This is a genomic window from Tissierella sp., from assembly GCF_052089545.1.
GTDB lineage: Bacteria > Bacillota > Clostridia > Tissierellales > Tissierellaceae > Tissierella_A.
Window position 1 is genome coordinate 1 of record NZ_JBQDAA010000069.1, and the last position, 10,631, is coordinate 10,631.

Genomic DNA, 10,631 nt, shown 5'->3' on the forward strand with positions numbered 1-10,631 from the left:
AAATGGAGAGCTAGAAAGATTAAAAGCTGTAAAGGTAAATCCAACAGCAGCAAATAATGAAATTTTAGTAAAATTAGGCTCTACATCTACTCAAAGCCCTACAACGGCTGCTGAACTTATAAGAAGACCAGAATTAGATTATGAAAAAATAAGAGAATTTGATCCTGACAGAAAAGATCTTTTAAGAGAGAAAAAACTTCAAGTTAAAACACAGATAAAATATGAAGGATATATCAAAAAACAAATGATTCAAATTGAACAGTTTAAAAAACTAGAGAAAAGAAAACTAGACTTTGACTTTGATTACTCACCTGTTAAAGGACTAAGCAATGAAGCCATGCAAAAACTTAATAAAATAAAACCTGATTCAGTGGGTCAAGCATCTAGAATATCAGGAGTTTCTCCGGCAGATATAAATGTACTTCTTATATATCTAGAGCAAAAAAGAAGAAAGGACACTATGAATGACTAATATAGATGTATTATTAAAGGGTGTTAAGAAATTAAACTTAGAACTTACAGAAAGAGATAAGGAAAGATTTTTAAATTATAAGGAACTTTTAGAAGAGTGGAACAAAAAGATAAATATAACTACTATAACTGAAGATAGTGAAGTTGACATAAAACATTTCTTGGATAGTCTTACAGCACTATCTTCAGATTTATTTAAAGGAGAAAAAAGTGTTATAGATATAGGAACAGGCGGAGGATTTCCTGGTATTCCATTAAAAATACTGTCTGATAATCTAGATGTAACACTTCTTGATAGTTTAAATAAAAGAATAATATTTTTAGATGAAGTTATTGAAAAGCTTGGATTAAAAGGTATAAGAGCTATGCATGGAAGAGCAGAGGAACTATCCAGAAAGGCTGAGTACAGAGAAAAGTATTCTATAGCTGTATCTAGAGCAGTGGCATCTTTAGATACCTTAAGTGAATATTGTTTACCTTTTGTAAAAGTTGGTGGGCATTTTATAGCCATGAAAGGTCCAGATGTAGAAGAAGAGATAAAATTAGGTCACAATGCTATAGAGATTCTAGGTGGTAAAATAGTAGAAAGTAAAATTGTGACACTTCCAGAGAGTGATATAAAACATTCTTTGATAATTATAGAAAAAATACGACAAACATCTCAAAAATATCCTCGTGGTGGAGGAAAACCTAGAAAAAAACCATTATAAAATGTAATAAATTGATGTAAAAAACATGGGAAATAAACTAGGAAATATATAAGATTTATAGTATCATTATATATGAAGGAAACTTTATCCAAGACAAAATCTACCAAGATAAGGTTACATATATCATACTATAAGGAAGAGGTGCTCATATGTCAGTTCAAAAACAAATAAAATATATTCCTATATCTATTATAAGACCTAATCCATATCAGCCTAGGAGGATTTTCAATAGGAAAGCTTTGGTAGAACTCTCAGAATCTATAAAAGAATTTGGAGTAATCCAACCTATAAGTGTAAGAAAGACATCAAACGAAAACTATGAGCTTATAGCAGGTGAAAGAAGGCTTAGAGCTACAGAGCTAGCAGATTTAACGGAAATTCCTGCTGTAATAGTAGAATATAGAGATAATGAATCTGCTATAGTAGCCCTAATAGAAAATCTTCAAAGAGAAGACTTAAATTTTATGGAAGAAGCAGAAGGCTATCAAAATCTAATAATTGATCATAGCTTTACCCAACAAGAACTATCTAAAAAAATAGGAAAATCTCAATCTACCATAGCAAATAAAATTAGATTACTAAAACTACCTATGGATATTCAAAAAATCCTCGTAAGTGAAAGCCTTACAGAAAGACATGGAAGGGTGCTTTTAAAACTTCCAGATGATGAATTAAAAATGATGGTTTTAGAAAAGGTTATAGAAAGTGATCTAAATGTAAATGCTACAGAAAACTTAGTGGATGATATTTTAAATAGTCTTAGAGGGAAAGAAGATAAGGAAGAGACACCTCAACAAAGTATTAAATCCCTTATAAATATTAGAATATATTTAAATACAGTAAAAAAAGCATATAGTGCTATAAAAGAATTTGGAATAGATGCAAGCTATAAAGAAGTAGACAAAGAAGATCATGTAGAGGTAGTAATTAAGATACCTAAAAATAAATAAAAGAAGATGTTCCACGTGGAACATCTTCTTTTATTTCAAATACATATTATGATATCTAAGAGACGATGGTTAAAATGAATATAAAAAACACATATAAAAAAGTATATTAAGAGAATTAGATAGATTGCTTATAAGATATTAGATATCTACAATACTTTATCCTAAAAAAAACATAGTATTAGTAGATGGAAAACATAAAATCCTCTACGTAGAACTTGTTTTATCTCTATAAAGTATATACTATTATATTTATAGAATAATAAGAAACCGACTAATATAAAAGAACACTTTAAAAGTATTGAGATAGCATCTATATATTATATTAAGATTTACTCTACAAGACCTAAATTGAAAAGATAGAATGAGTGAATATATATAAAACATTAAATGTTCCACGTGGAACATCTAAAGAAAGGAATAAATAAATTGAAAAAGAAGATAAAATTAAGTGATGAAAATAAAAGAGAGATGAAACATAAAATATCCACCTATTTTTCGGAAGAAAGAGATGAAGATTTAGGTGAACTTGCTTCACAATTAGTATTGGATTTTTTCATAGAAGAACTAGCCCCTCATATATACAATCAAGGGGTAGAGGATGCACATAACTATATGAATGATAAAATAGAAGACCTATTTGCCCTGCAAATAGTTAGGAGATAAAAACATATAAAAGATAAAAAGGAATGTTCCACGTGGAACATTCCTTTTTTTATCTTAAAATTATATTATCCATCTAACAAGTTTTAATGATATAATAATAAATATTTGTAGATAAATATCTTATGTTTTTCATTCAGAGCTTGTCAAAGAATATTAAAAGGATAAATGCAGGGAAAATATCTTGAGTCTGTCATTCTGAGCTTGTCGAAGAATCTTATATAGTAACACTTGATACAGTGAAGAATCCTACCTTGTCATCCTTGTACGTGTTTAATGTGGCTAGTCCCTTTAGGAGAACACAAGGAAGAATCCTTATTTTAGGCTAAGAAAAGAAGATCCTTCGTCGCTATGCTCCTCAGGATGACAGAGACAGTAGTATTTTGTATTTTTCATTCTAAGCCTACCGGAGAATCTTAAAAGGGTTAATGCAAGCAAAACGTTTTGTATTTGTCATTCTGAGCTTGTCGAAGAATCTTAAAGGGGTGAGGATTTGTATTATGTTTATATGATAACTAATTGGAACAATAAAGTTTTATACACTGGAATAACAAATAATTTGGAACGTAGAATTTATGAGCATAAAAATAAATTAATAAAGGGCTTTACTTCAAAATATAATATAAATAAATTGGTTTACTTTGATTATACAGAAGACGTCAACTCAGCTATAATGAAAGAAAAACAAATCAAAGGTTGGATTAGGAAAAAGAAAGATAAATTAGTAGAAAGCATAAATCCAGGATGGAAAGATTTGTCTGAAAAGTTTAAAGGATAAGATCCCGATCCTAGTGAAAATCCTAAATATTAGTATTTTGTATTTGTCATTCTGAGCTTGCCGAAGAATCTTATGTAGTAATACCTTGGTAGAGTGAAGAATTTGCCCCTGTCATTCTTAATACAATGAAGGATTTTTTTTAGGCTAGAAAAGAAGATCCTTCGTCGCTATGCTCCTCAGGATGACAAGAAAATATTTATGATACACTTTTATATAAAAACCTTCCTTCAAAATTTCTCGTAAAATTAAACCTTTAACAAGGAAATTATATAACTCAAAAAATAATAAATAAGCTAGACAAGTAACCATATAATTCATACATGAATTATATGGTTACTTCTTTAAATTCATCAAAACTATGCAAACTTATTAATAGATAATATTTCCATTAAAAGAATGTTCCACGTGGAACATTTTTACTTTATTTACCCTTAAAATATGATACTATATAGGTAAGATATAAAATGGATGGTGAAAAAATGAGTAAGACAATAGCTATATTCAATCAAAAAGGTGGAGTTGGAAAGACTACTACAAGTATAAACTTGGCTGCAGGAGTTGGAAAGCTGGGTAAAAAGGTTCTTCTTATAGATTTAGATCCTCAAGGAAACTCTACAAGTGGGCTTGGTATAGAAAAAGAAGCCATAGAAAATCAACTATATGATGTTTTGTCAGAAGATGTTGATATAGAAAGGGCTATTTATGAAACTTCAGCTGAAAATGTATTCATACTACCTTCTAATAGCGATCTTGCAGGCTTAGAGGTAGAACTTGCTAGGGAAGGAAACTGGGAAGAGCTATTAAAGATGAGACTTGAACCTATTAAAAATAAATTTGACTATATATTTATAGATTGTCCTCCTTCTTTGGGTATACTAAGTGTAACAGGTCTTATAGCATCTAATAGTGTTATAATACCTATACAATGTGAGTATTATGCTTTGGAAGGTGTAAGCCAACTTTTCACTACAATAGAGCTTGTAAGAGGTAGTTATAATCCTAACCTGGAAATAGAAGGGGTAGTATTAAGTATGTTTGATGGTAGGACAAACCTTTCTATACAAGTGGTAGAAGAGGTTAAAGATTATTTTAAGGGTAAGGTATATACAAGTATAATTCCAAGGAATGTAAGACTTGCAGAAGCGCCTTCTCATGGCCTATCTATTATGGATTATGATAATAGATCTAAGGGTGCTGAAGCCTATAAAGAACTTTCTGAAGAATTTCTAGAATATGTAGAATAAAGAGTAAATGGGAAGGATGATTTTTTTATGACAAGTAAAAAAAGGGGACTTGGAAAAGGATTATCTGCCTTACTTGGAGATAATTCATCAATAGATACCCTAATAAGTGAGAAAAAAGATAAAGAGGGTAAAAAGATAGAATACATATCCCTTATAAAAATAAAGGCAAAAAAAGACCAACCTAGAAAAGAATTTGAAAAAGAAGCCTTAAAAGAACTTTCAAACTCTATTAAGGTTCATGGAGTAATTCAACCAATTCTTCTTAGAAAAAAAGATGAAAATTATGAAATAATAGCAGGTGAAAGAAGGTTTAGGGCTTCTAAACTAGCAGGATTAAAAATTATTCCAGCTATAGTATTAGATGCTAAGGATATAGATGTAGCTAAACTTGCACTTATAGAAAATGTTCAAAGAGAAGATTTAAATCCAATTGAAGAAGCTATAGCCTATCAAAATCTTATGAAGGATTTTGATTTAAAACAAACTGAACTAGGAGAAACTATAGGTAAGAGTAGATCATATATAACAAATAGTCTTAGACTTTTAAACTTAGATGAAAAAGTGATAGATTATATTTATAATGGAGATTTAAGTCAAGGACATGGCAAAGTACTGTTAGGAATAAAGGATAAAAAAGAACAGGTTGAAATAGCTGAAAAGATAATAGAAACAGGATTGAATGTAAGAAAAACAGAAGAAGAGGTAAAAAGAAATAAAAAAACTACGCCAAAAAAATCTAAAGGCTCTAGTAAAGATCCATATGTAGTAGATTTAGAAGACCAACTTATTAGATCACTTGGTACAAAGGTAAACTTAATTATAGGGGATAAAAAGGGTAAAATAGAGATAGAATACTATAATGATGAAGATTTGAAAAGAATTTTTGAAATCCTAACTAATTAATGTTCCACGTGGAACATTAATTGCAGAAAGGAGAAAATCATGGAATATAATATATATCTTGTGGATTCATTTACAGATGAAAGCTTTAAAGGAAATCCAGCCGGAGTTGTTCCTGATGCAAAAGGATTAAGTGAAAAAGAAATGCAAAAAATTGCAAGAGAGTTAAATGCACCAGAGACTGCATTTGTAATTCATAGTGATAGTGAAAATTATAAGATAAGATTTTTTACACCTTATGAAGAAGTAGACTTTTGTGGACATTCTGCTTTAGCAGCATTTTATATACTTGCTTTAAAAGGCTATATGACAGCTTTAGAATCAGGTATAAAATCAGTTTATATACTTTTTAATGAAAAGAAGTTAGAGGTAGAAATTTATTTTTATAACTATGAAATAATAAATATAGTACTAAAACTAGGAACTCCTCTAGAAGATGGTCTTATCAGTGATGAAAATGAGCTTTTAAAGATACTAAACTTAAAAATTGAGGATTTAAATCTAGAAGATAAATTAGAAAAAATACCAATTATAGATTTCAGTGATAAATATGCCTTTATATGGGTAAAAGAAAAAGAGAAAATGGATAAGATAAAGATAGATAAAAAAGCTCTAAAGTTAAGTTTAGAAAAGAACAATATAGAAGGTATTCATTTGTTTTCTTTACCTGAAAAAAATTCTAAAATTATTTATACTAGAAGTTTTTCTATTATAAATAATCTAGATGAATCTCCAGCTACATGTTCAGCCAATGGAAGTCTTATATATCTTTTGAAAACAAAAGGATTTATAAAGGCTAACACTATAAGTGTAATTCAAGGTGAAAATATAGGAAGAAAGAGTAATATATCTTGTTATATAGAAAAAAAGAATAATAAATATAAAGTGGAAGTTGGAGGAAAAGGAAAAGTAATTTTAGAAGGAATAATAAATGTTGGATAACTCATTTTGAGTTGCAAATATAAAGGAGGATGGAAAAATGTATATTGATAAAAGTATAAAGGAATATGTAATGACAACTGCAAGTGGTGATCCTACACCTGGAGGTGGAAGTGTTTCTGCTGTAGCAGGAAGCCTTGGAAGTGCACTTACATCTATGGTTTATAATTTAACAAAGGGTAAAAAAGCATATGATGAATTAGATGAAAGTACAAAAAAGGAAATGGATGAAAATTTTAAAGAAATTGAAAATAGTATAGAAAAATTAAATAACTTTGTAGATGAAGACACTAAAGCTTTTGACGATGTAATGAAAGCTTTCAAGATGCCTAAAGAAAGTGAAATAGAAAGACAAAAAAGAACAAAAGCTATCCAAGACGGTTATAAAAAAGCATTAGAACTTCCTTTAGATGCTGCTAAAGAATGTAAAAAGGTTCTAGAGTGCCAAGAAGTCTTTGCAGCCTATGGAAATTCAAATGCCATAACAGATGTAGGGGTAGGTGCTTTACTCGCTTATACGGGGCTTGAGGGAGCTCTTTTAAATGTAAGTATCAACTTAAATAGTATAAAAGATGTAGATTATAGGGAAGAAAAAAGAAATGAAGTAGCAAATCTTTTAAAAGATGGAAAAGATTTAAAAGAAAAACTTATGAAAAAAGTATACAGTAGATTATAAAAAATATAAAATATTTAAGGAATAAAAGTATAAGTCCAATAGAAATTTCTATTGGACTTATACTTTTTCAAAAACAAGTAAACTAATAAACTGACTATATCTTCATAAAAATAAACTAAGATACCTTTATAAAAATATTTAGTATATATAATTATTCATAGCAGCTATTATATATTTAAGAAAAGGTTAAATTTTTATATTTCTAAAACAAAACTAAAGTTTAATATTTCCCACCAAAAAATGTTTAGGAGGTATTTCCAGGGAAATATTAAAACTATAAATAATTATTTAAAAATAATAAAAAAGCCTAAATTTTAGATTATCCTCTAAAATTTAGACCTATTTTTCTTTCTCCCTCTTTTTGACTACACTTCTAATGCTCTATGACAAGCTGCATAGTGTTTTGGTTTTACTTCTCTAAATTCAGGAACCTTCTTGTGACAAATCTCTATAGCATAAGGACATCTATCTACAAATCTACAAGCCTCTGGTGGATCTATAGGACTAGGCACATCTCCTTCAAGTACTATTCTTTGTCTTTCTCTTTGTTTTTTAGGATCTGGAATTGGTATTGAAGATAGTAAAGCTCTTGTATACGGATGGATTGGATTGTTATATAAATTTTCAGATTCCGCAAGTTCCATCATATGACCTAGATACATAACTCCAACCCTATCAGATATATACCTTACCATTGAAAGGTCGTGAGCTATAAATAGATAAGTAAGTCCAAGTTGTTCTTGTAAATCTTTTAAAAGGGTAACTACTTGAGCCTGTATAGATACATCTAGTGCTGAAATAGGTTCATCACATACTATAAACTCTGGATTTAGGGCAAGAGATCTTGCAACACCTATTCTTTGTCTTTGTCCTCCTGAGAACTCATGAGGGAATCTCATAGCATGCTCTTCATTTAAACCTACTAGTTCAAGTAATTCTACTACTCTTTTTGATTGTTCTTTTTTGTTTTTATATATTTTATGAATTTCTAAAGGCTCAGATATAATTTCCTCTACAGTCATTCTTGGGTTTAAAGAAGCATATGGATCTTGAAATATCATTTGAAAATTCCTTCTTACTTCTTGCATATCCCTTTGAGACAAGGTATATATATCTTGATCATTAAATATAACCTTACCATCAGTAGGTTCATATAATCTAATAAGGGTTCTTCCAGCAGTAGTCTTACCGCATCCTGATTCTCCTACAAGTCCAAAAGTTTCTCCAGGATATATATCAAAATCAAGTCCGTCTACAGCCTTTAATGTTCCTTCTCCTACCGTAAAATGTTTTTTTAAATTTCTAACAGATATAATAGGTTCCATTATATATCACTTCCTTCATTAGCTTTAGCCATAGGATGATTTAACCAACATCTGCTTGCATGTGTTTCCTTATGATATTCAAATTCAGGCATATTATCCTTACACACCTTCATTGCATAATCACATCTTGCAAAAAATGGACATCCTTTTGGTGGAATATATAGATCAGGAGGTGTACCATCTATAGAATATAGAGGTTCATCCCTTGACATATCTAGCTTTGGAACTGATGCCAAAAGTCCCCTTGTATAAGGATGTTTTGGATTATCAAATATGTCTTCAGTTGATCCTTGTTCAAGTATTTGTCCAGCATACATTACATTAACTAGATCACTAATATCAGCTACTACTCCTAAATCATGAGTTATTAAGATAATAGACATCCCTAGCTTTTTTTGTATATCTTTCATTAGTTCTAATATTTGAGCTTGAACTGTAACATCAAGAGCCGTAGTAGGCTCATCTGCTATAAGTAGTTGTGGATCAGATACCATTGCAAGAGCTATCATTACACGTTGTCTCATACCACCAGAAAATTCATGTGGATATTGGTTAATTCTCTTTTCTGGTTGAGGAACTGATACTAGTTCTAACATCTCTATTGCTTTTTTCCTTGCATCTTCTTTAGAGACTTTTTGATGTCTAATTAATCCTTCTACAATTTGTTTACCAACCTTCATAGTTGGATTTAATGAAGTCATTGGGTCTTGAAATACCATTGCTATTTCTTCTCCTCTGACATTTTCCATTTCTTTATCTGATTTTTTAAGTAAATCTATACCATTAAACATTATGTGACCATTTTTAAAGTAAGCAGGTGGTCTTGGAAGAAGTTGCATAATGGAATTAGCGGTTACACTTTTTCCACAGCCTGATTCTCCTACTATTGCCACTGTTTGCCCTTTTTCTACATCAAAACTAATACCTCTAACAGCTTCTACTTCACCAAAAAAAGTTTTAAATGATATGGCTAAGTCTTTTACTTTTAATACTTTTTCCATTTTCTCACCTCTTTATTTTCTAAGTCTTGGGTCTAATGCATCTCTAAGTCCGTCTCCTATAACATTAAATGAAAACATTATAAGCGATATAAAAAGCGCTGGAATAATTATCTGATAGAAAAGTCCCACAGACATTACAGCTAAACCATCATTTGCTAGTGTACCTAAACTTGACTTAGGAGCTTGGAGACCAAGACTTAAAAAGCCTAGTGTAGCTTCTGCAAATATAGCTCTAGGTATTGCAAGGGTAACATTTACAAGTATAGGACCTAGAGTATTAGGTATAATGTGTTTTTTAAGTATCCATCCATTATTAGCTCCAAGTGATTCACTTGCAAGTGAGTACTCAGCTTCCTTTAGCTGGAGAACTTGTCCACGAACCAGTATGGCCATGGGCACCCAGGATGTAAGACTCAGTGCAAATATAATTACGAAAAGACTGGTACCGGACCCGACGGTAGAAAAGACCACGGCCAGCAGTATAACTACCAGTAAATATGGTATAGAATAAATTATTTCAGCTATACGCATCATTATAGAATCTACTCTAGCACTAGCCATTCCAGAGATACCACCATATAAGATACCCATTACAAATACGATAACTGTTGCAGCAAGTCCGATAATAAGTGAATATCTAGTTCCAAACCAAACTCTAGTAAATAGGTCACGACCAAGTTCATCAGTACCAAACCAGTGTGTTGAGTCTGGATTATTATTTATTAAATCATAATTATTAGTTCTATAATCAAATTCATTTAAACTAGGACCAATAATAGCCATAATTATCATTAAGCTTATAATAACAAGTCCAGTCATTGCTAACTTATTTTGTTTTAATCTTCGCCATACATCTGGCCAATATTTTATACTTGGACGCTTTATAACTTCAGCATCTAAGTCATCTCTTACTACAGGTTCAAACATTTCTGTTTTAAAATCAACCATACTAGCGTCCCTCCTTAGTTATAGAAATT

At 30.4% G+C, this 10,631-nt stretch carries 11 protein-coding genes and 1 pseudogene; 9 read left to right on the forward strand and 3 right to left on the reverse strand.

The annotated features are described in order from the left end of the window. The 9 genes and pseudogenes from ACTHW2_RS06650 to ACTHW2_RS06690 all read left to right on the forward strand — a co-directional run. Positions 1-472, forward strand: a pseudogene (locus ACTHW2_RS06650) (tRNA uridine-5-carboxymethylaminomethyl(34) synthesis enzyme MnmG); the annotation flags it as partial. Further along, a complete protein-coding gene (rsmG, locus tag ACTHW2_RS06655) occupies positions 465-1,181 on the forward strand; it encodes a 16S rRNA (guanine(527)-N(7))-methyltransferase RsmG (RefSeq protein WP_442263191.1) in 717 nt (238 codons plus the stop codon). The pseudogene ACTHW2_RS06650 and the gene rsmG, both read left to right, overlap by 8 nt. A gap of 149 nt (positions 1,182-1,330) precedes the next feature. Continuing rightward, positions 1,331-2,131, forward strand: coding sequence for a nucleoid occlusion protein (gene noc / locus ACTHW2_RS06660; RefSeq protein WP_442263192.1), 801 nt, complete (start codon positions 1,331-1,333; stop codon positions 2,129-2,131). Between the two features lie 426 nt (positions 2,132-2,557). Continuing rightward, positions 2,558-2,794 carry a DUF2164 domain-containing protein gene (locus ACTHW2_RS06665; RefSeq protein ID WP_442263193.1) on the forward strand — a complete coding sequence of 79 codons (237 nt, stop codon included), beginning with the start codon at positions 2,558-2,560 and terminating at the stop codon, positions 2,792-2,794. Positions 2,795-3,284: 490 nt separating this feature from the next. Further along, the gene (locus ACTHW2_RS06670) at positions 3,285-3,569 is read left to right on the forward strand and encodes a GIY-YIG nuclease family protein (protein WP_442263194.1); all 285 of its coding nucleotides are present in this window, start codon (positions 3,285-3,287) and stop codon (positions 3,567-3,569) included. A gap of 479 nt (positions 3,570-4,048) precedes the next feature. Next, positions 4,049-4,813 (forward strand): ParA family protein, encoded by a 765-nt coding sequence (locus ACTHW2_RS06675; RefSeq protein ID WP_442263195.1) that lies wholly within the window; start codon positions 4,049-4,051, stop codon positions 4,811-4,813. 27 nt (positions 4,814-4,840) lie between these two features. Further along, positions 4,841-5,716, forward strand: coding sequence for a ParB/RepB/Spo0J family partition protein (locus ACTHW2_RS06680; RefSeq protein WP_442263196.1), 876 nt, complete (start codon positions 4,841-4,843; stop codon positions 5,714-5,716). Positions 5,717-5,755: 39 nt separating this feature from the next. Continuing rightward, the gene (locus ACTHW2_RS06685) at positions 5,756-6,655 is read left to right on the forward strand and encodes a PhzF family phenazine biosynthesis protein (RefSeq protein ID WP_442263197.1); all 900 of its coding nucleotides are present in this window, start codon (positions 5,756-5,758) and stop codon (positions 6,653-6,655) included. A gap of 37 nt (positions 6,656-6,692) precedes the next feature. Next, positions 6,693-7,328 (forward strand): cyclodeaminase/cyclohydrolase family protein, encoded by a 636-nt coding sequence (locus tag ACTHW2_RS06690; RefSeq protein WP_442263198.1) that lies wholly within the window; start codon positions 6,693-6,695, stop codon positions 7,326-7,328. A 365-nt stretch (positions 7,329-7,693) separates the two neighbouring features. Here the strand turns inward: ACTHW2_RS06690 and ACTHW2_RS06695 are convergent, their stop codons facing one another. Genes ACTHW2_RS06695 through ACTHW2_RS06705 form a run of 3 tightly spaced genes read right to left on the reverse strand, consistent with a single transcriptional unit; the run spans position 7,694 to position 10,602 of the window. Continuing rightward, a complete protein-coding gene (locus tag ACTHW2_RS06695) occupies positions 7,694-8,653 on the reverse strand; it encodes an ABC transporter ATP-binding protein (RefSeq protein ID WP_442263199.1) in 960 nt (319 codons plus the stop codon). Further along, the gene (locus ACTHW2_RS06700; RefSeq protein ID WP_442263200.1) at positions 8,653-9,654 is read right to left on the reverse strand and encodes an ABC transporter ATP-binding protein; all 1,002 of its coding nucleotides are present in this window, start codon (positions 9,652-9,654) and stop codon (positions 8,653-8,655) included. The genes ACTHW2_RS06695 and ACTHW2_RS06700 overlap by 1 nt, the downstream gene beginning before the upstream one ends. Positions 9,655-9,666: 12 nt before the next feature. Next, complete coding sequence (locus ACTHW2_RS06705) at positions 9,667-10,602, reverse strand: ABC transporter permease (RefSeq protein ID WP_442263201.1); 936 nt, start codon at positions 10,600-10,602, stop codon at positions 9,667-9,669. Positions 10,603-10,631 lie beyond the last annotated feature (29 nt).

What these genes read in the sequence shown, in the direction of transcription:
- ACTHW2_RS06705 (WP_442263201.1), bottom strand. Translation starts at nt 10,602, where the DNA reads ATGGTTGATTTTAAAACAGAAATGTTTGAACCTGTAGTAAGAGATGAC.
- rsmG (WP_442263191.1), top strand. Translation starts at nt 465, where the DNA reads ATGACTAATATAGATGTATTATTAAAGGGTGTTAAGAAATTAAACTTA.
- ACTHW2_RS06685 (WP_442263197.1), top strand. Translation starts at nt 5,756, where the DNA reads ATGGAATATAATATATATCTTGTGGATTCATTTACAGATGAAAGCTTT.
- ACTHW2_RS06695 (WP_442263199.1), bottom strand. Translation starts at nt 8,653, where the DNA reads ATGGAACCTATTATATCTGTTAGAAATTTAAAAAAACATTTTACGGTA.
- ACTHW2_RS06675 (WP_442263195.1), top strand. Translation starts at nt 4,049, where the DNA reads ATGAGTAAGACAATAGCTATATTCAATCAAAAAGGTGGAGTTGGAAAG.
- noc (WP_442263192.1), top strand. Translation starts at nt 1,331, where the DNA reads ATGTCAGTTCAAAAACAAATAAAATATATTCCTATATCTATTATAAGA.
- ACTHW2_RS06690 (WP_442263198.1), top strand. Translation starts at nt 6,693, where the DNA reads ATGTATATTGATAAAAGTATAAAGGAATATGTAATGACAACTGCAAGT.
- ACTHW2_RS06700 (WP_442263200.1), bottom strand. Translation starts at nt 9,654, where the DNA reads ATGGAAAAAGTATTAAAAGTAAAAGACTTAGCCATATCATTTAAAACT.
- ACTHW2_RS06680 (WP_442263196.1), top strand. Translation starts at nt 4,841, where the DNA reads ATGACAAGTAAAAAAAGGGGACTTGGAAAAGGATTATCTGCCTTACTT.